Annotated in this window: 19 protein-coding genes; 13 read left to right on the top strand and 6 right to left on the bottom strand. The window is 66.4% G+C overall.

The window, feature by feature from the left end; genetic code table 11:
* Positions 1-10 precede the first annotated feature (10 nt).
* Positions 11-2,407, bottom strand: a complete 2,397-nt coding sequence (locus I6H87_RS09025; protein WP_011616124.1) for a periplasmic protein — start codon at positions 2,405-2,407, stop codon at positions 11-13.
* 378 nt (positions 2,408-2,785) lie between these two features.
* Between I6H87_RS09025 and I6H87_RS09020 the strand changes: the two genes are divergently transcribed.
* A complete protein-coding gene (locus I6H87_RS09020; protein ID WP_010812268.1) occupies positions 2,786-3,934 on the top strand; it encodes a metallophosphoesterase in 1,149 nt (382 codons plus the stop codon).
* A gap of 376 nt (positions 3,935-4,310) precedes the next feature.
* Here I6H87_RS09020 and ettA read toward each other — a convergent pair whose 3' ends face one another.
* Entirely contained in the window at positions 4,311-5,978 is a 1,668-nt protein-coding gene (gene ettA, locus I6H87_RS09015) for an energy-dependent translational throttle protein EttA (protein WP_010812269.1), read from the bottom strand.
* A 138-nt stretch (positions 5,979-6,116) separates the two neighbouring features.
* Here ettA and I6H87_RS09010 point away from each other — a divergent pair, with 138 nt between their 5' ends.
* A complete protein-coding gene (locus I6H87_RS09010) occupies positions 6,117-6,338 on the top strand; it encodes a hypothetical protein (protein WP_011616125.1) in 222 nt (73 codons plus the stop codon).
* Between the two features lie 49 nt (positions 6,339-6,387).
* Positions 6,388-6,912, top strand: a complete 525-nt coding sequence (locus I6H87_RS09005) for a M48 family metallopeptidase (RefSeq protein ID WP_011616126.1) — start codon at positions 6,388-6,390, stop codon at positions 6,910-6,912.
* Here I6H87_RS09005 and I6H87_RS09000 read toward each other — a convergent pair.
* A complete protein-coding gene (locus I6H87_RS09000; protein ID WP_010812272.1) occupies positions 6,894-7,793 on the bottom strand; it encodes an endo alpha-1,4 polygalactosaminidase in 900 nt (299 codons plus the stop codon). The two genes, I6H87_RS09005 and I6H87_RS09000, sit on opposite strands and share 19 nt — an antisense overlap.
* A gap of 416 nt (positions 7,794-8,209) precedes the next feature.
* Between I6H87_RS09000 and I6H87_RS08995 the strand changes: the two genes are divergently transcribed.
* The 4 genes from I6H87_RS08995 (at position 8,210) to I6H87_RS08980 (ending at position 13,246) form a co-directional block, all read left to right on the top strand.
* Positions 8,210-9,112 (top strand): amidohydrolase family protein, encoded by a 903-nt coding sequence (locus tag I6H87_RS08995; RefSeq protein ID WP_011616127.1) that lies wholly within the window; start codon positions 8,210-8,212, stop codon positions 9,110-9,112.
* 45 nt (positions 9,113-9,157) lie between these two features.
* Positions 9,158-10,072 carry an amidohydrolase family protein gene (locus I6H87_RS08990; protein ID WP_010812274.1) on the top strand — a complete coding sequence of 305 codons (915 nt, stop codon included), beginning with the start codon at positions 9,158-9,160 and terminating at the stop codon, positions 10,070-10,072.
* A 109-nt stretch (positions 10,073-10,181) separates the two neighbouring features.
* Positions 10,182-11,624 carry a UbiD family decarboxylase gene (locus I6H87_RS08985; RefSeq protein ID WP_010812275.1) on the top strand — a complete coding sequence of 481 codons (1,443 nt, stop codon included), beginning with the start codon at positions 10,182-10,184 and terminating at the stop codon, positions 11,622-11,624.
* A gap of 230 nt (positions 11,625-11,854) precedes the next feature.
* Entirely contained in the window at positions 11,855-13,246 is a 1,392-nt protein-coding gene (locus I6H87_RS08980) for a nucleobase:cation symporter-2 family protein (protein WP_011616128.1), read from the top strand.
* 5 nt (positions 13,247-13,251) lie between these two features.
* Here the strand turns inward: I6H87_RS08980 and I6H87_RS08975 are convergent, their stop codons facing one another.
* Positions 13,252-14,175 carry a LysR family transcriptional regulator gene (locus I6H87_RS08975; protein WP_010812277.1) on the bottom strand — a complete coding sequence of 308 codons (924 nt, stop codon included), beginning with the start codon at positions 14,173-14,175 and terminating at the stop codon, positions 13,252-13,254.
* Between the two features lie 192 nt (positions 14,176-14,367).
* Here I6H87_RS08975 and I6H87_RS08970 point away from each other — a divergent pair, with 192 nt between their 5' ends.
* The 5 genes from I6H87_RS08970 to I6H87_RS08950 all read left to right on the top strand — a co-directional run bounded on the left by I6H87_RS08970 (position 14,368) and on the right by I6H87_RS08950 (position 19,766).
* Positions 14,368-15,240, top strand: coding sequence for an FAD binding domain-containing protein (locus I6H87_RS08970; protein ID WP_011616130.1), 873 nt, complete (start codon positions 14,368-14,370; stop codon positions 15,238-15,240).
* Entirely contained in the window at positions 15,228-15,734 is a 507-nt protein-coding gene (locus I6H87_RS08965) for a (2Fe-2S)-binding protein (protein WP_010812279.1), read from the top strand. The genes I6H87_RS08970 and I6H87_RS08965 overlap by 13 nt, the downstream gene beginning before the upstream one ends.
* The gene (locus tag I6H87_RS08960) at positions 15,734-18,022 is read left to right on the top strand and encodes a xanthine dehydrogenase family protein molybdopterin-binding subunit (protein WP_010812280.1); all 2,289 of its coding nucleotides are present in this window, start codon (positions 15,734-15,736) and stop codon (positions 18,020-18,022) included. The genes I6H87_RS08965 and I6H87_RS08960 overlap by 1 nt, the downstream gene beginning before the upstream one ends.
* Entirely contained in the window at positions 18,019-18,615 is a 597-nt protein-coding gene (locus I6H87_RS08955; RefSeq protein WP_010812281.1) for a UbiX family flavin prenyltransferase, read from the top strand. Before I6H87_RS08960 ends, I6H87_RS08955 begins: the two co-directional genes overlap by 4 nt.
* A gap of 62 nt (positions 18,616-18,677) precedes the next feature.
* The gene (locus tag I6H87_RS08950; protein WP_010812282.1) at positions 18,678-19,766 is read left to right on the top strand and encodes a CobW family GTP-binding protein; all 1,089 of its coding nucleotides are present in this window, start codon (positions 18,678-18,680) and stop codon (positions 19,764-19,766) included.
* A 33-nt stretch (positions 19,767-19,799) separates the two neighbouring features.
* On the opposite strand, the gene I6H87_RS08945 is transcribed toward I6H87_RS08950, so the two are convergent.
* Both I6H87_RS08945 and I6H87_RS08940 read right to left on the bottom strand, forming a co-directional pair.
* On the bottom strand, positions 19,800-20,276 hold the full coding sequence (locus I6H87_RS08945) for a MaoC family dehydratase (protein WP_010812283.1): 477 nt from the start codon (positions 20,274-20,276) through the stop codon (positions 19,800-19,802).
* A 54-nt stretch (positions 20,277-20,330) separates the two neighbouring features.
* Positions 20,331-21,314 (bottom strand): tripartite tricarboxylate transporter substrate binding protein, encoded by a 984-nt coding sequence (locus tag I6H87_RS08940; RefSeq protein WP_010812284.1) that lies wholly within the window; start codon positions 21,312-21,314, stop codon positions 20,331-20,333.
* A 157-nt stretch (positions 21,315-21,471) separates the two neighbouring features.
* Here I6H87_RS08940 and I6H87_RS08935 point away from each other — a divergent pair, with 157 nt between their 5' ends.
* Positions 21,472-22,374 carry a LysR family transcriptional regulator gene (locus I6H87_RS08935; RefSeq protein ID WP_011616132.1) on the top strand — a complete coding sequence of 301 codons (903 nt, stop codon included), beginning with the start codon at positions 21,472-21,474 and terminating at the stop codon, positions 22,372-22,374.
* Positions 22,375-22,502 lie beyond the last annotated feature (128 nt).

The following is a 22,502-nucleotide window of genomic DNA, read 5'->3' as shown; positions in this document are numbered from 1 at the left end:
GGGCCCTGTCTCAGCGGCGGAACCCGCCATGGAAACCGCCGCCGCGGAAACCCCCGGCACGGCCGCCAAAACCGCCCCAACCGCCGCGCCCCTGCCACTGCTGGGCCGTGCCCTGGAAACGCTGCTGGCCGATCTCACGCGCCTGGCGCTGCTGCTCTAGCCGCGCAGTGGCGTCGTTGCCGGGCTGCACCTGTTCCCAGCCGCTGGGGGTGTGCTTCTGCCAGCCGTTGTCGGTGTGCTGGTACACCGAGCCGTCGTGGCCGGCATACACGTTGCCGTTGTTCCACACCACCGCATTGTTCTTGTCCGGATTGGCGACAAAGCCACGGCTGCCGGCAGTGTGCTGGCCGGTCTGCGTATTGCCGGCAATACCCGCTTCGGCCGCGCCGACGCGGCCGGTCTGCGCGTTGTAGCCCGCCGCCTGGCGGCCGGCGGCATAGTTGCCGGTGTAGGTGTTGCCGGCCACGCCGCCGCGCGCGGCGCCCTCGCGCCCGGTCGACGGATTGGCGAACGAGCCCTGGCGGCCCGCCGCATAGTTGCCGGAATAGGGATTGAACGCCCCACCGCGGCTGCCCTGGTAGCGCGCCCCGGTGGCCGGGTCGTAGCCGGCGCCGGCGGTGCCGCGCCATTCGGTGCCGGTCCAGGCGTTCCAGCCCTGGGCGTGGGTCACGGTGCCCTGGCCCCAGCGGCCGTAGAAATTGGCCTGGTTCACGTTGACGTAGTTCCAGTTGTACGCGCCGCCCCACCAATAAGGGCCCCAGTACGGCGACGCCGCGCCCCAGAACGCACCGGCGGCGAAGCCGAAGGCAAAGCCCTCGGCCATGCCGATGCCAAAGCCGGCGCCGTAGCCATAGGTGGCCGGGTAGCCGTAGTAGACCGCGCCCACATAGGGCGGATAGACATAGCCGGTGCCGTACACCACCGTGCCGTCGGCGCTGACCACCACGCCCATGTAGCCGGGGGTGTAGCCCACCACCACGGTCTCCGGCGTGACCGAATAGATGCGCACATAGGTCACGTAGTACACCGGCGAAGTCGGCGGGATGGTGTAGATCGCCGACGGCACTTCGGTGGCCACACGCCACGGGCCGGACGGTGCCGGCGCCGTGAACCAGACGCCGTTGGCGACCGCGTAGTAGTGGCTGCTGTCGACCTCGATCACCGGCGTGCCGCTGTTGACCGCGTAGCTGAGCGAGGTGCCGGTGACCGGCGTGAAGCGCGGCGCGCCGTCATACGCCACCGCCAGGCTGGCCTTGCTGCGCGACACCGTGGCGGTCTGCGGAATGGTCGCCGCGATCTCGGCCTCGCGTGCCTGCGGCGTGCCGGGCACCGAGACCAGCACATTGGCCTTGGGGTCGGTCGCCGGGATCCTGGCGAAGTCTGCCGGCAGCTGGGCGCCGGGCACGTACTCCCACGGCCCGGTCAGCATCGGCGCGCGGAACCAGCGGCCCGAGACCAGCACGTAATACTGGTTGGCACCCGGATCGACAAAGACCGCGTGGTCGGCATTGGACATCGTCAGCAGGCTGACGCCGCTGACCGGCGTCATCTGCGGCGCGCCGCTGGTCATGACCAGCTCGGTCGGCTGCGTGGCAAAGAGGATCGCCGGCGCCCTCGCCGGCCGCTTGCCGTCGGCCGGCAGCATCGTGTCGGGCTTCATGCCGGCCGCCGCCTTGGTGGCCGCGCTCTCCAGCGCCTTGGGCACGGTCGTCATCACTTCCCAGGCGCCGCCGGCCGATTCGGAGCGATACCAGTAGCCGGCCGCCTTCAGGTGCAGCTCGCCGCCGGATTCGCGCAGCAGCAGCGCTCGGCTGTTCAGCGCCCGTTCGTACTGCGTGCCCGGCACGGCGCGCCAGGCCGGCTCGCCGTCGACCAGCACCAGCAGCGTCGGCGTGGTGGCAAAAAGAATCTGGGGCACGTCATTGCGCACCACCACGCGGCCAGCCTTGGCCAGTTGCTGCGATACCGCGTAGCTGGCCTGCAGCTGGTCCAGCGGCACCGTCAGCCCGTTGGCCGGCAGGCGCGACACCAGCGCCTGGCGCACCCGGTCGGCGGCGTCGGGCCGGGTCGGCACTTCGACGCTGTCCACCGTGATTCGGGTCAGTTGCACCAGCCCTGAGGACTTGTCGATATCGCCGGTTGCCGAGAAATGCACCACGCCGTAGGTCGGAGAACCCGACTTCTCGCCCACCGCCACCGCCGCGCGCCCGGACAGCCGGTTGCCGTCCCAGGTCTCGATCTGGGGCTGGTACAGCTCCACGTGATCGTTGGCGGCGTCGAAGTTGCGCGGCCAGCCCAGGGCAGTCGCCGCTGGCTTGGCCGGCGTGGCGGCCTGCGGGCTGAGCGGTGCAAATGCAAGCCACGCCGCGGCGATCAGGGCGCTGGTCTGCTTCAGGCGAAAAGACATGGGTTTCTCCGGGAGGAAGCCGCCTGCACCGGCGGGCCGGCACCGCGGGCACGATGCTGCACAACAGACGGCCCATCCCGCGAATCTAAATTAGGCCGCCAAGCCGAACAATCTGATTCGAAAACATTCAGGATCCGTCCCAAAAAAGACAGATCAGCCGGTGGCCGGTGGCATGGGGCATGCGCGGCGGCCATCGACAGCGGCCTTCATACAAAGAAGTAGTCGGGGCGGCAGGCGGCCATGTCAAGCCGCAATGCGCCGTTGCGACGCGCGCAGGCAAGGCGGGTGTGCATCTTGCTTGGCCTGATGCCACCACAACGGCCCTTGAAGCCGCCCCGCACGGCCTCATCTTTGAAGACTCCGCCCAGGCCCGCCCCCATGCCTCCACGCACCACCATCCTGACCGCCGCCCTCGTGACAGCCCTGCTGCACGGCTATATCGGGCTGCGCCTGCTGCCGGCGATGCCGGTGCCGATGGCGGTCAAGGCATTGGCCGTCGCCTGGCTGGCCCTCTCCTGCGCCCTGCTGCCGGCCGGGCTGCTGGCGCGGCGCGTCAGCCAGCCCTGGTCGGACCTGGTTTCCTGGATCGGCATGCTGGCAATGGGATTCTTCTCATCCCTGCTGGTGCTGACGCTGGTACGCGACGTGGCGCTGGCGGCGGCCTGGCTGGCCGGGCAACTGCTCGGCTGGCACGCGCCCGGCCTGTCCGCGGGCAGTGCGGTGGCGGTGCCGCTGCTGGCGCTGCTGGTCACGCTGGCCGGCTATATCAATGCCCGCCGGCTGGCGCGCGTGGTCGAAGTCGACGTGCCCGTGGCCGGCCTGCCCGACGCCCTGCATGGTTTCACCATCGCCCAGATCAGCGACATCCATGTCGGGCCCACCATCAAGCGGCCCTACCTCGACCGCATCGTCGACCGCGTCAACAGCCTGCAGGCCGACGCCGTCGCCATCACCGGCGACCTGGTCGACGGCACCGTGCGCGAACTATCCGCCCACACCGCGCCGCTGGCCCGGCTGCAGGCGCGCCACGGCACCTACTTCGTCACCGGCAACCATGAGTACTACTCCGGCGCGGAGCCGTGGATCATTGAGCTGCGCCGCCTGGGCGTGCGCGTGCTGATGAACGAACATGTGGTGCTGCAGCACGACGGCGACGCGCTGGTACTTGGCGGCGTCACCGACTACTCCGCCGGCCGCTTCCACGAAAGCCACCGCAGCGACCCGCACCGCGCCATCGCCGGCGCCCCGGCACACGCCGGCGCGCGCGTGCTGCTGGCCCACCAGCCACGCACCGCTGCCGCAGCGGCGGAAGCCGGTTTCGACCTGCAGTTGTCCGGCCATACCCACGGCGGCCAGTTCTGGCCGTGGAACCTGTTCGTGCCGATGCAGCAGCCATACACCGCCGGACTGGTGCGGCATGGTTCACTGTGGATCTATATCAGCCGTGGCACCGGGTATTGGGGGCCGCCGAAGCGGTTTGGGGCGCCGTCGGAGATTACGCGGGTTAGGCTGGTGAAAGCGGGCTAGGAGAATGCCGTAGAAGGCCGAAGAATGGTCGCAGGGATTACTCAGCAGAAAGCCCCGCTCATTTGAGTCGGGGCTTTTGCTTATGGCACGAGCGCTGTCTGCTCACCGCTGGCGCCGCTCGGGCCCAAGGGGCTCTATTTGCCCTTCAGGTTCATCGAGCTGAATGCCTTTCGAGCCAAGTCTGAGATGCGTTTCTTGTTCCGCCTTAGCTCGGCGATTTCGGATTTCGTCAGATATAGGGAAACTGGAGACCTGCCAGATTTCATCATCACTCCTCCCGTCCTGCAGGACTTGCGACAACACTGCGTCATTCGCCATTCGCCATTCGCCATTCGCGCGAAAGCGCGAACGACGAATTAACTCCCCTCCACAACGCTCACCGCACAATCGGCTTATACCGAATCCGCTTGGGCTTGGCCCCTTCCTCACCCAGCCGCCGCTTCTTGTCCGCCTCATATTCCTGGTAGTTGCCGGGGAAGAACTCCACATGCGAGTCCCCCTCGAACGCCAGGATGTGCGTAGCAATCCGGTCCAGGAACCAGCGATCGTGCGAGATCACCATCACGCAGCCCGCGAATTCCAGCAGCGCATCTTCCAGCGCCCGCAGCGTTTCCACGTCAAGGTCGTTGGACGGTTCGTCCAGCAGCAGCACGTTGCCGCCCGCAATCAGCGTCTTGGCCATGTGCAAGCGGCCGCGTTCGCCGCCCGACAGCGTGCCGACCTGCTTCTGCTGGTCGCCGCCCTTGAAGTTGAAGCGGCCGATATAGGCGCGCGACGGCGTTTCGTACCTGCCCACCGTCAGGATGTCGGAGCCGCCCGAGATCTCTTCGAACACGGTCTTGGTGCCATCAAGCGCGTCGCGGCTCTGGTCGACAAAGGCCATCTTCACGGTCGGCCCGATCTTGATCTCGCCGCTGTCGGGCTGTTCCTTGCCGGTCAGCATGCGGAAGAAGGTCGACTTGCCGGCACCGTTCGGGCCGATGATGCCGACGATGGCGCCCGGCGGCACCTTGAAGCTGAGGTTGTCGATCAGCAGACGGTCGCCGTAGCCCTTGCTCACGCCGTCGAACTCGATCACCTCGTTGCCCAGGCGCTCACCCACCGGGATGAAGATTTCCTGGGTTTCGTTGCGCTTCTGGTAGTCCTGGCTGTTCAGTTCGTCAAAGCGGGCCAGACGCGCCTTGGACTTGGCCTGGCGGCCCTTCGGGTTCTGGCGCACCCACTCCAGCTCCTTGTGCAGCGCCTTCTGGCGGGCCGATTCGCTGGCCTCTTCCTGCTTCAGGCGCGCTTCCTTCTGGTCCAGCCACGAGCTGTAGTTGCCCTTCCAGGGGATGCCCTGGCCGCGGTCCAGTTCCAGGATCCACTCGGCGGCGTTGTCGAGGAAGTAGCGGTCGTGGGTCACGGCCACCACGGTGCCCGGAAAGCGCGTCAGGAACTGTTCCAGCCATTCCACCGATTCCGCATCCAGGTGGTTGGTCGGCTCGTCCAGCAGCAGCATGTCGGGGCGCGACAGCAGCAGGCGGCACAGCGCCACGCGGCGCTTTTCACCGCCGGAGAGATGCTCGATCCTGGCGTCCCACGGCGGCAGGCGCAGCGCGTCGGCGGCGATTTCCAGCTGCAGTTCGACATTGTTGCCGTCGCTGGCGGCCAGGATGGCTTCGTACTTGGCCTGGTCGGCGGCCAGTGCATCGAAGTCGGCGTCCGGTTCGGCATAGGCCGCGTAGATCTCGTCGAGCTTCTTGCGCGCCTCGAACACGCCGCCCAGCGCCTCTTCCACCGATTCGCGCACGGTCTGCTCGGGATTGAGTTGCGGTTCCTGCGGCAGGTAGCCGATGTTCAGGTTCGGCATCGGCGTGGCTTCGCCCTCGATTTCCTTATCGAGGCCGGCCATGATCTTGAGCACCGTGGACTTGCCCGAGCCGTTCAGGCCCAGCACGCCGATCTTGGCGCCGGGGAAGAACGACAGCGAGATGTCCTTCAGGATGTGACGCTTGGGCGGGACGATCTTGCCCACGCGGTTCATGGTGAAAACGTACTGTGCCATGGGTGCGTGTTGGAGGGTTGTTCGGGAATGGCGGGAGTGTATCAGGCAGGCGCGGCGCGCTGAGGCAGCGCTGCTCGATTCCGCCCTGGCCGGTACAATGACAGGTTCGATTTTTCGCCGATTTCCCGAGCCATCGCCATGAGCAAACCCGCCCTGACCCTGAAGTTCAAGTGCAAGAAGTGCACCAAACCCGTCACGCTGTACCTGCAGAAGACGTCGGCCTGCTCGCACATCACCCCGTACCAGGGCTTCTGCAAGTGCGGCGAGATGATGCGTCACGCCACCGGCGACAAGGACGCGGTCGAGTCCTTCGTCAACTCGCTGGACAACAGCTGGATGCACCACCATCACCACCACTGAGCAGGCCACTGCCGTGAGGGAAACCTGGCGCCCCGCCGGCAAGGACCCGATGCGCTTCCTGGGCGGCTACCCGCCCGGCGTGCTGGAGCAGGTGCGCGAGCTGATCGCCGCCGGCCGGCTCGGGGACCATATCGCCCGCCGTTACCCCGGGCGCCATACCGTGCAGACCGACCGCGCGCTGTACGAGTACACCACGGACATCAAGCAGGAATATCTGCGCAGCGCGCCGCCGCTGCACAAGGTCGGCTTCGATGCGCGCCTCGATTCGGCCCAGCGTGCGCTGGGCCTGCACACCGCGATCTCGCGCGTGCAGGGCAGCAAGCTCAAGGCCAAGAAGGAAATCCGCGTGGCGTCGCTGTTCAAGGAAGCGCCGCCGGAATTCCTGCGCATGATCGTCGTGCACGAGCTCGCCCACCTGAAGGAGAGCGATCACGACAAGGCCTTCTACCGGCTCTGTGAACACATGGAGCCGCGCTACCACCAGCTGGAATTCGATACCCGGCTCTACCTGGCCTGGCGGGAGCTGGAACGCGCCGCCCCCGCCGGCGCAGGCACTCAGGCGTCGCAGGCGTAGCGGAACGAGCCGTTCAGGGTCTTGGGCAACACCAGCGTGCGCAGGTTGGCGGCCTGCGCCTTGGCGCACAGCCCGGCGCGCGTGGCCGCGTCCTTGTACTTGGTGGCGTACTCGATCTGGAACACCGGCTTGCCCTGCCCCGTGAACGCCGTATAGGCGCCGCACTCCCGGTACTGGAAGCACTGCTCGTTGATGGCGAAATCGAAGCTCGCCGCCAGGTCCGCCACCTGCTCCACATCGTTCTTCAGCCCCACCGCCAGCCCGCGCGCATGCGCCTCGGCCGCCAGGAAGCGGTTGTAGTCGAGCTGGGTCTCGGCCGTCAGCGGCAGGCCGGTGCTGTTGGTATAGCCATCGACGTTGTCCGGATCGACCGCGTCGCAGCCCTTGCTGACCGCCAGGTCCATGCGCGCCTGCATGATGCGGCGCACGTTGGCCGAGCGCGTATCGAGCCAGCGCTCGCCCGCCCAGCCCGACAGCGGCGCGCCCATGTCCGCGGCGGCAAACTGGTTGTAGTCGGGGCGCCAGTCCTCGGAGCTGCCCGCGGAGAAATAGCAGATCACGCGCCGGCCCTGGGCCTTGAGCGCAGCGATAGTGGCCTGCGGCGTATCGAACAGGTCGAAGTCATAGGCAGTCACCGCATAGCTGGTGTTGAGCTTGCCGGTCAGCTGGATCTGCCAGGTATCGGTCAGCGCCGGTGCCCAGCGCGTGGTGGCGCTGGTGGTGGTTTCCGTGACCCCGTATTTTGTTGTCGTGGCCGCCGTGGTCGTCGCAGTCGGCGACACCATCTCCGTCTGGCCCCCATCCCCGCCGCAGCCGCCCAGCGCCATCGACAGCGCAACAGACAGCATGGCCCCCGCCATCACCGCATAGTTGCCGTGCATGTTTTTCACCCTTCCCCGTGATAAACCCCGTTCAAAGCAATCGGCCCGAGTTCTCCCTGCCCCGCGCCGGCGGGCCTGCCACCACGGTTTATGCAATGTAGCGGATTCGTACCATGGTTGGAATGCACGTGCGCCCGCTGTTCGTGCGGCGCAACACATGATGCGCTTGACGCAACGCTTGCGCGCTAGGTATAAAGAGCGCGTGGGTAGAAGCGGTCGATTGGACAGCAGCGGCGCAATGCCGCGAGGTTCAACTGGAGATTGCTCACTGACGGAGGGTTTCGTCGGTGGCGCAGTGGTCCAACAGCTCCCCTGACAAAGACTCCCGATAGCAGCATGCAAGGCCGGCCCCGCGGCGTTGTTCGCGCACGCCCGCCGCATGCGTGTCCAACCTAGTCATTGTTAGGGGATCTCCCATGATCATCGACACCAGCTGTTATCCGACCAACCTGGTGGACCTGGCCTGGCGCCACGACGGCGACCCGTTCACCGGCGAGCGCCTGATCCAGATGATGGACGGCCCGTTCACCATCAACGGCAAGCCGCGCCGCATCGACAAAGCCTTTATCCAGCCCCCGCAGGGCAACACCATCTACACCTACACCGACGGCGTGAAGTCAGGCAGCGAGTCCATCGACGCGTACATGGCCTACACCGCGGAGATGGTGAAGAAGTATCCGGAACGCTTTATCGGCTGCTTCGTCTACAACCCGCGCTGCGGCGTCGAGAACGGCGTCAACGCCATGGAGCACTACGTGAGGAAGCTGGGCTTCAAGATGGTCCAGTTCCAGGCCAACATGCATGCCTACCGCCCGGACCGCGCCCTCGACTGGCTGCGCCCGGCACTGCAGAAGTGCGCCGAGCTGGGCGTGCTGGTCAAGCTGCATACCGGCGACGGCCCCTACAGCATCCCGACCGAATGGGTGCCGATGATGAAGGAGTTCCCGACGGTGAACTTCATCATGGCCCACTTCGGCGTGCAGACCGGCGGCGTGTATTGCTTCGAGCCGTTCCAGATGGCCATGGACATGCCCAACGTGTACTGCGAATCGGGCTGGTGCCTGCAGTCGCGCATCGTCGAGTTCGCCAAGGTGCTGCCCAAGCACAAGATCCTGTTCGGCTCCGACACCCCGCCCAACGAGCCCGGCATGTGGCTGCGCCTGCTGGAAGTGCTGTGCTTCGAGCCGCCGCAGGGCCTGAACCTGGATGAAGACACGCTGGAAGACTACCTCGGCAACAACGTCGCCCGGATGATCGGCCTGGAACCGACGCCGGTCCCGCGCACGCTCGAAGAAGCGAAAGCACGCCTGGCCGCGTAAGCGCACAGGCCCGCGCCACCGACAACGGACTCCGGAGCACACAACATGATTATCGATACCCATCTGCACCCGACCAATCTCGTCGACGAGGCCTGGCGCCACACCGGCGAGCCCTTCAACGGCGAGCGCATGCTCAAGATGATGGACGGCCCCTACATGATCAACGGCAAGCCGCGCCGCATCGACATGGGCTTTATCCAGCCGCCGCCGGGCAACACCGGCTACCGCGACGGCAACCGCCGCGGGCGCGAAGGCATCCGCGACTACATGGCCTACATCGCGGAGCTCTGCCAGAAGTACCCCGACCGCTTTATCGGCAACTTCACCTTCAACCCGCGCTGGGGCCCGGAAGAAGGCGCGCAGGAGCTGGAATTCCACGTCAAGGAATACGGCTTCAAGATGCTCAAGCTGCATGCCAACATGCACGGCTACCGCCCCGACCGCGCGCTGGACTGGCTGCGCCCGGCGATGAAGGTCTGCGCCAAGTACAACGTGGTGGTGCTGATCCACACCGGCGACGGCCCGTACACCATCCCGACGATGTTCTACCCGATCATCCGCGAATTCCCGATGGTCAATTTCATCATCGGCCACTTCGGCATCCAGACCGGCGGCAACTACTCGTTCGAGGCCTTCTGGATGGCAATGGACACGCCCAACGTGTATTGCGAATCGGGCTGGTGCTTCCAGTCGCGCATCGTCGAGTTCGCGCGCCAGCTGCCGCGCGACAAGATCGTGTTCGGCACCGACACCCCGCCCAACGAGCCCGGCATGTGGCTGCGCGAGCTGGAGATGCTGTGCGGTCCCGCGCCGCAGGGCATGGACCTGGACGAGGACGGGCTGGAGGACTACATGGGCAACAACATCGCCCGGCTGGTCGGCATCGAGACCACGGCGCCGCCCAGGACGCAGCAAGAGGCATTGGCGCGGCTGAAGGATACGTACGCCAGCACGCGCTGACATGTAGTCGCTAGCTGTTCGGCAGGCAGGCACGGCACGGCGGCCGGGAGCACTCCCGGCCGCCGGGGCAGCCTTCGCCCTGGCCAACCCTGACCACAGGAGCCGATCCATGAACTCACCCTCAGCGCCCTTCGCCTCAGCGGCATCGGCGCGCAAGCCCTTTCACGACACCTCGCAGGACTTCCACCAGTTCCTGGCCGCCTACCGCGAGGCCTTTCCCGAAGACGTGCTGCATATCCGCGAGCCGGTCGGCGCGGACCAGGACCCGACCGCACTGGTGTGGGCGCTGGCCGCGCAGGGCCGCCATCCGGCCTTGCTGTTCGACCATGTCGAAGGGCTGGGCACGTCGCTGGCGACCAACCTCTTCGCCTCGCGCGAGCGCGTGGGGCGCATGCTGGGCGGCGTGGCGCCCGCCGGCATCCATGGCGAATACCAGACCCGCAGCCGCCGCATGGTGGCGCCGCGCGTGCTGGACAGCGGCGCCGTCACCGGCCATGTCGAGACTGAACACATCGACCTGCGCACGATCCCGGCGATCAAGCACTTCGCCACCGACCGCGGCCCATACATCACCAACGCGATCCTGATCGCGGAAGACCCCGACACCGGCATCGGCAACGCCAGCTACCACCGCTCGATGCTGCACTCGCCGACCGAGATCGCCACCAGCCTGCATTCGCGCGGGCACCTGTGGCGCATGCAGCAGCGCGCCACCGAACTGGGCCGGCCGCTGCCGGTGGCCATGGTGATCGGCGCGCATCCGCTGTTCATGCTGGCCGGCGCTGCGCGGCTGCCCTACGGCGTGGACGAGCGCCACGTTGCCGGCGGCCTGTTCGGCGCGCCGCTGGAAGCGGTACGCACGCCGCGCCACGGCATCCTGGTGCCGGCGCATGCGGAGATCGTGCTTGAAGGCGTGATTGATCCCGACGCGCGCGTCGACGAAGGCCCCTTCGGTGAATTCACCGGCTATTCGTCGGACCGCTCGACCAACAACCTGCTGCGCGTGGAAAGCGTGATGCGCCGCACCGATGCATGGCTGGTCGACGTGGTCGGCGGCAACTCGGCCGAACACCTGAACCTGGGCCGCATCCCGCGCGAATCGGAGATGGTCGACAAGCTCAGGGAGCGCTTCCCCGGCGTCACCGCCGTGCACTACCCCAGCTCCGGTACGCACTTCCACGCCTACGTGGCGCTGCGCCAGAGCCGCCCAGGCGAGGCGCGCCAGGTGATGCTGGGCCTGCTCGGCTGGGATCCGTACCTGAAGACGGTGGTCGCGGTGGACGAGGACGTCGACATCACCCGCGATGAAGAAGTGCTGTGGGCGATGGCCACGCACCTGCAACCGCACCTGGACGTGGTGGTGGTCGACGGCCTGCCTGGCAGCGCACTCGACCCCTCGGCCTCGGGTGTGGGCACCACATCACGCATGGGACTGGACGCCACGCGCGGACCTGCCTTCGACGGTATCCGCGCTCGCATCGACCCTGCCGCGATGGAGCGCGCGGCAGCACTGCTGAAGCGGCTGGAACGCGCGGGCTCCCACGTGCCGTAAGGGATAACCCGCTGAAACTGGCGGACTCATCGTTTCACCCGATCGATAAATCCGCCGCGAACGTTGTACCTTCCCGCCGCCGCTGTCATGCTGGACTGACAAGACAGGACAGGCGCGGGCATCGCACGAGAAGGATGGCCACTGACCATCCCGGAAAGGAAACTGCCGGCGACCTTGGCGACACGTGAGCGCAATGCGCGACCGGCGTGGTACCGACCAAAGGAGACAGTATGAATTCCACCCTGCCTACGCAAGGGAATGCCCCCGTGCATCCCGTCGACGAGGTCCTGCCCCCGACCCGCCTGCTGGCCCTTGGCCTGCAGCACGTGCTGGTGATGTATGCCGGCGCCATTGCCGTGCCGATGATCATCGGCGGCGCCCTCAAGCTGCCCAAGGACCAGGTGGCCTTCCTGATCGCCGCGGACCTGTTCTGCTGCGGCCTGGTGACGATGATCCAGAGCATCGGCATCTGGAAGGTCGGCATCCGCCTGCCGGTGATGATGGGCGTCACCTTCACCGCCATCGCACCGATCATCGCCACCGGCTCCAATCCGTCGCTGGGCCTGCCGGCCGTGTTCGGCGCGGTGATGGTGGCGGGCATCTTCACCTACATTGCCGCGCCCTATGTCGGCAAGATGGTGCGCTGGTTCCCGCCGGTAGTGACCGGCACGGTGGTGCTGGTGATCGGCGTCTCGCTGATGCGCGTCGGCATCAACTGGGCGGCGGGCGGCAACCCGACCATCAACACGGCGGCCGGCCCCGTGCCCAATCCCAACTTCGGCCTGCCGGTGAACATCGCCATCGCCACCGCTGTGCTGTGCACGGTGCTGGCGCTGGTGGCCTTTGCCAGGGGTTTCCTGTGCAACGTGGCGGTGCTGATCGGCATCGCGGTGGGCTTCGTGATCGCGCTGTCGCTGGGCAAGGTCAACTTCGACGGCCTGCACAACGCGCACTGGGTGGAGTTCATCACGCCCTTCCACTTCGGCTGGCCCACCTTCGATGCCATGACCGCGGTCACGCTGTGCGTGGTGATGATCGTGATCATGATCGAGGGCGTGGGCCAGTTCCTGGCGCTAGGCGAGATCGTGGGCCGCCCGGTGGGCTGCGACGACCTCGCGCGCGGCCTGCGTGCCGACGGCGTGGGCGCGCTGGTGGGAGCGGTGTTCAACACCTTCACCTACACCTCGTACGCGCAGAACGTGGGGCTGGTGCAGGTCACCGGCGTGCGCAGCCGCTGGGTCTGCGCCACCGCCGGCGGCATCCTCATCGTGCTGGGCTGCCTGCCCAAGCTGGCCTTCTTTGCCGCCTCGATCCCGCAATACGTGCTGGGCGGCGCCGCGCTGGTGATGTTCGGCATGGTGGCCGCCACCGGCGTGCGCATCCTCGGCCATGTGGACTTTGTCGAGAACAAGAAGAACGCCTATATCGTCGCCGTCAGCGTAGCGCTGGGCATGATCCCGCTGGTGTCGGACAAGTTCTTCGCGCAGATGCCGGAGCTGCTGGCCAAGTTCTGCCAGAACGGCATCCTGCTCGGCACGCTGACCGCGGTGCTGCTGAACCTGCTGTTCAACGCCCGCTCGCCGGCCCCCCAGGCCCACGGGCTGGCGAAGGAGCCGGCATGACGTAGTCAGGCTGCGTCGGCCAGCTTGGCGCGATAGCGCATGAGCAGGTCGCGGAAAGCCTGGGCCGGCGGTGACAGCGACCGGTCCGCGTGCACCAGCAGCGAGATCTCGCGGTGGATCACCGGATCGGTCGGCATCACCGTGGCCAGCCCCAGCGCGGAAGTCAGCCGCGTGACCGCCGCGCTCATCACCGCGATGCCCAGCCCGGCATCCACCATGCCCACCATGGTCAGCGGCAGGAACACCTCGTGCACCCGCTGCAGCGAAATGCCGCGCGCGGCCAGCGCGGTATCCAGGCAGTCGCGGATCGGGTTGCCCTTGTGCGGCCCGATCACGGGCAGGCCCGCCACGTCTTCCCAGCGCAGCGTCTTGCGCCGCCGCAGCGGATGATGCGCCGGCATCACGATCACGAAGGGATCGGACATCAGCCGGTGGGCGCTCAGGTCGGGCTGGCCCTCGGGAATGGTGCCGATGCCGAAATCCACCTCGCCCGAGCTGACCATCTTGGTCACCTCATGCTCGGACACGTCGTGCAGTTCCACCTTCACGCCGGGATGGCTCACGCAGAACTCGCGGATCACGCGCGGCAGCATCAGCGCGGCCTGGATCGACGACGCCGAGATCGACACGCGCCCGCGCCCCAGCGTGCGCAGCTCGCTGGAGTTCTCGATCACGCTGTCGATATCGGCCACCGCCTTCTTCACCAGCGGCAGCAGCTCCGCGCCCGCCTGCGTGATGTGCAGCTGGCGCGTGTGGCGGTCGAACAGCTTCAGGCCGAGGTTGCCTTCCAGCTCGTGGATCAGCGCGCTGACCGACGACTGCGACAGGTCCAGCTTCTCGGCCGCGCGGGTGAAGTGGCGCTCCTGCGCCACGGCGATGAACGCGCGCAGCTGGCGCAGCGACACGTTCATGTTGCTGATGTTTGGCACGTTGTCTACCTCCGGGATGTCGGGGTGCGCACTTGTCTTGCCAGATTGGCCGGCGCGTCTGATTCAGAGGGTAACACGATCAATTAATCCGTTTCCGGGTCTTTACCGATGAAGCCCATCCGCCCATGATGACTTCAACGGTGCGCGCCCCACACGACAGGCAGACGCCGATGGCACAGACCAGGAGGAGCAATGAGAGCGTTTGAATATTTCGAACCGGCAACGCTGGCGGAAGCCTCGGCCATGCTGCACCGGTGCGGCGGCAAGGCCAGCGTGCTGGCCGGCGGCACGGACCTGCTGGTCCAGATCAAGGAGTCCGTGCGCAAGCCCGAGCAGGTGATCAATATCAAGAAGATCCCGGGCATGGACGTGCTGACGTTCGACCCCGTCAACGGCCTGCGCATCGGCGCGCTGGTGACCACGCGCGCGGTGGAGACCTCGGGCTTCGTGCAGCGCCATTACGCCAGCCTGGCGAAAGCCGTGACGGACTTCGCCTCAATCCAGGTGCGCCATCGCGCCACCGTGGTGGGCAACGTCTGCCGCGCGTCACCGTCGGCCGATTCGATCGCGCCGCTGGTGGCGGACGGTGCTTCGGTACACCTGTATGGCCTGTCAGGCTCGCGCGAGCTGCGCGTCGAGGACTTCGTCACCGGCGTCGGCAAGACCGCCATCGCGCCGGACGAGATCGTCACCCGCATCACCGTGCCGGCGCCGCGCCCCCACACCGGCAAGGTCTACCTCAAGCATGGCCGCCGCGTGCAGATGGAACTGGCCACCGTCGGCGTGGCGGTATCACTGACAGTCGAGAACGGCCACTGCGCCGAGGTCGGCATCGTGCTGGCAGCGGTCGGCCCGACCCCGGTACGCGCCGTGCGTGCCGAGCAGGTGCTGCGCGGCCAGCGCGTGACGGACGCCCTGGTCCTGCAGGCCGCGCACGCCGCCATGGGCGAAGCGCGCCCCATCAGCGACGTGCGCGCCAGCGAAGCCTACCGGCGGCAGATGGTCAGCGTGCTGACCCGCCGCGCCCTGGAACAAGCCCTGGAGGCCGCAACATGCGAAAGATAATCGAACTCGTCATCAACGGCGAACCGCGCGAACTGGCGGTGGAACCGCACGGCACGCTGCTCGACGCCCTGCGCAACGACGCCTGCCTGACCGGCACCAAGAAGGGCTGCGACGTGGGCGAATGCGGTTCATGCACCGTCATCATCGACGGCCAGCCGATGAATTCCTGCCTGGTGCTGGCGCCCGAAGCGCACGGCTGCCACATCACCACCATCGAAGGCGTGCAGCCCGCGCCCGACACCGTGCACCCGATCCAGGAGCAGTTCATGCAGTGCGGCGCCGCGCAGTGCGGCTTCTGCACGCCGGGCTTCGTGGTGATGGCCAAGGCGCTGCTGGACGAGAACCCGCGTCCCACGCGCGACGAAATCCGCTTTGCCATTGCCGGCAATATCTGCCGCTGCACCGGCTACACCAAGATCATCGAGGCCATCGAGAGGACCGCCGAGGCCATGGAATTCGCGGGCTGCAAGGCCCGCGCCAGCGAGGAGGCATGATGACCCACGCCGTGATCGGACACAGCGTCAAGCGCACCGACCTGCTCGACAAGGTCACCGGCAACGCCAGATACGTTGCCGACATGCCCTTCCCCGGCCTGCTGTTCGGCAAGATGAAGCGCTGCAACCTCGCGCACGCGAAAATCCACCGCATCGACACCTCGCGTGCGCTGGCATTGCCAGGCGTCAAAGCCGTGCTGACCCATGAGAACGTGCCGCGCGTGCTGCACGCCGGCTCGCCCCACCCGCGCTCCGCCTCGGTGACCTGCGACCAGTACATCCTGGACGACAAGGTGCGCTACTGGGGCGAAGGCGTCGCCGCGGTGGCCGCCATCAGCGAAGAGATCGCCGAGCGCGCGGTCGAGCTGATCGAAGTCGAGTACGAAACGCTGCCCGCCGTCTTCACCACCGAGGACGCCGAGCGCTCCGACGCCCCGCGCATCCACGACCGCGAACCCGGCGGCAACCTGGTGCTGCCGCCGGTGATCATCAAGCGCGGCGACGTCGAAGCGGGCTTTGCCGAGGCGGACTTCATCCTCGAAGGCATCTACGAAGGCGGCCGCCCCACCCCCGCCTACATGGAGCCCAACGTCTGCACCACCAGCTGGGACGGCAACGGCAACCTGACGGTGTGGATCTCCACCCAGACCGCCTTCATGGTGCGCGGCATCATGGCCGAGGTGCTGGGCCTGCCGCTGCACAAGGTGCGCGTGCTGGTCGACCACATGGGCGGCGGCTTCGGCGCCAAGCAGGACCTATTCCAGCAGGAGTTCCTGTGCGCGCTGCTGGCGCGCGAGACGCGCCGCCCGGTGCGCATGGAATACACGCGCGAGGAAACCTTCCTCGGCGGGCGCACGCGCCATCCGGCGAAGATCTGGCTCAAGCAAGGCTTCCGCAACGACGGCACCATCACCGCGCGCCAGGCCAAAGTGGTGTTCAACTCCGGCGCCTATGGCTCGCATGGCCCGGGTGTGACCAATGTCGGCACCGCCGCCATGGTCTCGCTGTACCGCTGCGACAACGTGTTGCTCGAAGGCCGCTGCGTCTACACCAACAGCCCCATCGCCGGCGCCTTCCGCGGCTATGGCGTGGTCCAGACCTATTACGCGCTCGACGTGCAGATGGACGAGGCCGCCGAGCACCTGGGCCTGGACCCCGCCGGGCTGAAGCTGAAGAACGCCGTGCGCGAAGGCGACATTGCGCCGTCCAACCATCCGCTGATCGGGCACGGCCTGGAGGCCTGCATCGAGAAAGGCATGGAACTGGTCGACTGGCCCGCGCTGCGCCGGCGCCCGCGCGACACCAACGGCCCGATCCGCACCGGCTGGGGCCTGGGCTGCGAAATGCACGGCAGCAGCGCCTATCCCGGCATCAAGGAGCAGGGCAACGCCATCATCAAGATGAACGAGGATGGCACCGTGGTGCTGCTGACCGGCGCGGCCGGGCTGGGTACCGGTGCGCATACCGCCCTCGCCCAGATCGTTGCAGAAGAACTGACCCTGCCGTTCGAAGCGGTGGCGGTCGTGCACGGCGATACCGACGTGGTGCCCTGGGACATCGGCGCCTTTGCCAGCCACACCACCTATATGGTGGGCAAGGCCGCGCAGATGGCGGCGGGCGAGATCAAGCGCCAGCTGTTCGATCGCGCGGCCAAGCTGATGGAATGCGAGCCCGAGGCCCTGACACTGACCGCCGGCGTGATCGCCGTGCGCGACCGCGACGGCCCGACCCTGACCGTGCGCGAGGCCGTGATGCCGCGCAAGGGCATCCCCGCCGCGCAGCTGGTGGGCACCGCCACCTATCACCCGACCAAGTCGTATTCATTCGCCGCGCATTTTGTCGAGGTGGCGGTCGATACCGAAACCGGCTTCATCACCGTGCAGCAGGTGTTGCCTGTGCATGACGTCGGCAAGGTGATCCACCCGGTGGCTGCCGCAGGGCAGATCGAAGGCGGCATCCAGCAAGGCATCGGCCATACGCTGTATGAGGACTACCAGATCGATATGCGCACCGGGCGCTCGCTCAACGCCAACTTCGTCGACTACAAGATGCCGCTGGCGATGGACATGCCACCCATCCACACGGTGATCCTGGAAGCGGCCCCCGACCCCGGCGGCCCGTTCGGCGCCAAGGGGGTGGGCGAGGACCCGATCGTCGCGATCGGGCCGGCGATTGCCAATGCGGTGTTCGATGCCATCGGCGTGCGCTTCCGGCACTACCCGATCAAGCCGGAGCAAGTGCTGCAGGCACTGGCTGAGAAGGCAGCGAAGGAAGGCGCCACCCCATGACCCGCAAGCAACGCCTGGTGGTGGCCATTACCGGCGCCAGCGGCGCGGTGTACGGCGTGCGCGTGCTGCAGGCACTGTCGGCACTGGACGGCTGGGAGACCCACCTGGTCTGCTCGCCGTCCGGCCTGCTGACCGCGCACCATGAACTGGGATTGCAGCGCCCGCAGCTCGAAGCCATGGCCGACGTGGTGCACAACGTGCGCGACATCGGCGCCACCATCGCCAGCGGCTCGTTCCGCTGCGACGGCATGGTAGTGGCGCCGTGCTCCATGCGCACGCTGGCCGCCATCGCCACCGGGCTTGCCGACAACCTCGTCACCCGCGCCGCCGACGTGATGCTCAAGGAGCGCCGCCGGCTGGTGCTGCTGGCGCGCGAGACGCCCTTCCACCTGGTGCACCTGCGCAACATGACCACGGTGACCGAGATGGGCGCCATCGTGGTGCCGCCGGTGCCGGCCTTCTACACACATCCGCAGTCAGTGGACGACATCGTCAACCACACCGTGGGGCGCGTGCTGGACCTGTTCGACGTGCCGCACGACGGGCTGGTGGAACGCTGGCAAGGCTTGCGCCCCAACGTGGCTACCGCCTGAAGAGAACTAGAGAACTTTCGCCCCGCGATAGCGGGGAACGCAGTACCCAATCAGGAGACAACATGAACGCACCTGCCGTCGCACAACAACCGCCCGTCCCGGTCACCATCCTTACCGGCTTCCTCGGCTCGGGCAAGACGACGCTGCTCAACCACATCCTGACGCAGAAGCATGGCCACCGCATCGCCGTGATCGAGAACGAGTTCGGCGAGGTCGATGTCGATTCCGACCTGGTGATGACCTCCGACGAAGAGATCTACCAGATGACCAACGGCTGCATCTGCTGCGTGGTCGATGTGCGCACCGACCTCGTGCGCATCCTGCAGAAGCTGCTGGAGCAGCCCGAGCGCTTCGACCATATCCTGGTCGAGACCAGCGGCCTGGCCGATCCCACGCCGGTGGCGGCCACCTTCTTCATGGACAACGAAGTCGCCAAGCAGGTCACGCTCGACGGCATCCTGACGCTGGTGGACGCGGTGCATATCGAGAGCCACCTCGATGATCCCCAACTGACCGGCTTCGACAACCAGGCCGTCGACCAGATCGTGGCGGCCGACCGCGTGATCCTCAACAAGACCGACCTGGTGAACGCCGCGCAGCTAGACAGGCTGGAGGCACGCATCCACCGCCTGAATGAGGGTGCGCAGATCCTGCGCTCAAACTTTGCACAGGTGGACCTGGGCAAGATCCTCGGCATCGGCGGCTTTACCACGGGCACGATCCAGGCGGACGCGCACGCTGACCACCACGAACATGCGCACGACCACGACCATCACGACCACGTATGCGACGAGCATTGCGACCACGTGCACGATGACGACGCGCACGGCCACCGCCACGATCCGTCGGTGACGTCCGTATCGCTGGTGTTCGACCAGCCGTTCGACCGCCAGCGCCTGGAGCACGGCCTGAAGGCACTGCTCGCGGCGCAAGGGGACGATGTGTTCCGGATGAAGGGGATCGTGGCCGTGGAGGGCGATGACCGCCGCTACGTGCTGCAAGCCGTGCACCGGCTGATGGATTTTCATCCCGCCGATGCGTGGGGCGCGGAGGCCGCGCAAAGCAAGTTCGTATTTATCGGCCGGCACCTCGACAAGCTGCGCTTGCAGACGCTGCTGAGGGTCTGCCTGCCCGTGGCCCAGGCAGCCTGACGGTCCTGACCGGCAGCGGAGGCTGACCTCCCGTCAGTCCCCGCTGCTGCCCGGCACACGCTTGCGCAGCAAGTACCTTTGCGTACCCTCCATGACGCAGACGTCGTTCTGGTTTCGCACCTCCGACCGCATCGCCAGCACGCCGGTCGTACGACCGGGAACCAGCTCGGTGACGGTGAGGCGGCAGTACAACGTATCGCCGACATAGACAGGCGCGAGGAAGCGGCTGCTCTGCTCGATAAAGCCCTTCAGGGACTCCTCGACCATATGGGGAAACAGGCCCGCCCCCGCGGCAGTCTGGATCACGACCTGGAAGCCGTGCGCCAGCATGTGCGGCATGCCGAGAGCACGGCAGTACTCGACGTCGTAGTGAACCGGATGGTTGTCCCCGCTTGCCAGCTGGAACGCCGCGAACAGCGCGTCGGTCATGGTGCGGGACGGCAGGTTGAAGTGCTCTCCGAGTTCGAAATCCTCAAAGTAGCGTTGCGGACAAAGTTGATAGGCGTTCATGGCTTCTCCGTATTCCTGATGGTTGGTTCCGGCGCTGGCCTGCGCGGGTTTCGCTCAGTCGGCTTTCATATTCGTGGCGACGGCCACCCGCTTCCACTTCTCCAGTTCCGCGCGCAGGAACTGGTCGAGCCCCGCTGGTGTAGGCTGCGTCTCCAGCTGCAATCCGAGTTCGAAGGCTTTGCTTTGCAGGGCGGGATCGCTGAGTGCATCGCCAAGTGTCGAGACCAGCTTCTGGACAACTGCCGACGGTGTTCGGGCTGGCACGAATACCGCGTTCCAGGTGTACGCCTCATAGCCTGACACGGCTTCCGCAATCGCCGGCGTCTCCCTGGTCTGCGGCAGGCGTTTTCCCATCGACGTTCCCAGCAATCGCACCGTTCCCGCGCGCACCTGCGCCAGCCCTGTCGGTGCGCTGTCGATCATGAATTCGACATGGCCACCGATAAGATCGGCCATGGCAGGCGCGCTCCCCCGATATGGGACGTGGACCGCTTTCGTTCCTGCCGTGTAGTTCAGCAGTTCCCCGGCGAGATGCGGGGCACTGCCAACTCCGGCTGAGCCATAGTTGACCTGGCCGGGACGCGACTTCAGATAAGCGAAGAATTCCGGCAGTGTTTTCGCCGGGACGCCCTTGTTCACGACCAGCACCAGCGGCGCACGAGCCGCCAGCCCGACTGGCGCAAAGTCCTCGATCGTGCGATACGGCAGGCTGGCGTGAATGCTTGGGTTCACGGCATGCGCGACAGTGGTCAGCAGCAACGTATAGCCGTCCGGTGCCGCTTTCGCCGCGAGCTCGGTGCCGACTATCGTGCCGGCCCCCGACTTGTTCTCGACAACCACCGAGGTGTTCAGCTTGCGGCCCCAGCTTGCAGCCAGCGATCGGGCGAAGGTGTCCGTCGGCCCGCCAGCGGGGTACGGAACGATGAGTCGGACAGGCCGCACCGGGTAGTCTGTCTGCGCCACTGACGGGGACGCCCAGGCCAGGAGTGTCGCGGCGCTGCCCAGCGCGCTGGCGATCCTGCGGAAGAATATAGTCATGTTGGTCTCCGATTATTTCTCGCATAGCACAGCGGTAGCTGCCGTGACGAGCCGAAATATAGAATCGGACCCTGCAAGGACACCAGTCGAAAGCTCCTGGGGTGTCGTTAGAATTCCTCTAAACATCCCCAGGAACTGTCGGGCAACGGAGACAAGCGTGCGTTTCGAACTCACCGATCTGCGAGTATTCCTCGCCATTGCGCAGGCCAAGAGCGTGACGGCAGGAGCGTCAGATATGCATTTGACGGCGCCTTCGGCCAGCTACCGCCTCAAGAACCTCGAACAGGCGATGGGCGTCCCGTTGTTCAACAGGACGCAGAAGGGCATGGCCCTGACGCCGGCGGGCGAGACGGTACAGCACTATGCCGAGGCGATCATGGAGAACGTCGAACGCTTGCAGTCGGACATGCGGCGCCATACCGACGGCATTGAAGGGCATATCCGTGTCTACGCGAACAGCAGCACCATGGCCAGCCTGCCCGCGGCGCTTAGCCGGTTCCTGGCGGCGTACCCGAACGTCAATGTCGACCTGGAGGAGCACCTCAGCGAGGACAGCGTGCGGGCAGTGATCGAGGACCGGGCGGACGTCGGACTGGTGGCCGGCGCGATCGATATGCGGGGCCTGGAGTTCATTCGATATGGCGTCGATGAGTTGATGTTCGTGGTTCCGGCACGCCACCCGTCCGGGCTGCTCGACAAGATGTCCCTTGCACAGGCATTGGCTTACGACCTGGTATCCGTCGGCAGCAAGAGCAGCAATTTCCTCTTCCTCAATGACATGGCCGCGCGTGCCGGCATCAAGCCACGCGTTCGCGTGCATGCACCCGACTTTGCCGCGGCCATGCGTTGCGTACAGGAAGGCGCCGGCATCTCCCTCGTGCCACGTTCCGTAGCGGGTCCCCTGATTGAGCAAGGGGTGGTGGAAGGGGTCACCCTGGATGAGCCATGGGCCCGGCGCGAGCAGCGGATTGTCGTGCGGAGCCAGAAGGCGCTCCCGGCCTATACGCGGGACTTTATCCGGTATGTCGCCGAATGGGGCGCACCGGACGCTGCGCCCTAAGGGCAGGCATGCGGCCAGTTTCGAAGACTTCGAAGCCGCCTTAGGAATTCTCGACTGTTCGGGGGAAGAGGACCATTCCTATACTTTGTCGTCCGGCCCGTGTGCCGCCAGGTCCCTTCATTCTCCCT

Source organism: Cupriavidus necator (genome assembly GCF_016127575.1).
Lineage (GTDB): Bacteria > Pseudomonadota > Gammaproteobacteria > Burkholderiales > Burkholderiaceae > Cupriavidus > Cupriavidus necator_D.
The sequence above is the reverse complement of the archived record's forward strand: the minus strand, read 5'-3'. Positions and strand labels throughout refer to the sequence as shown.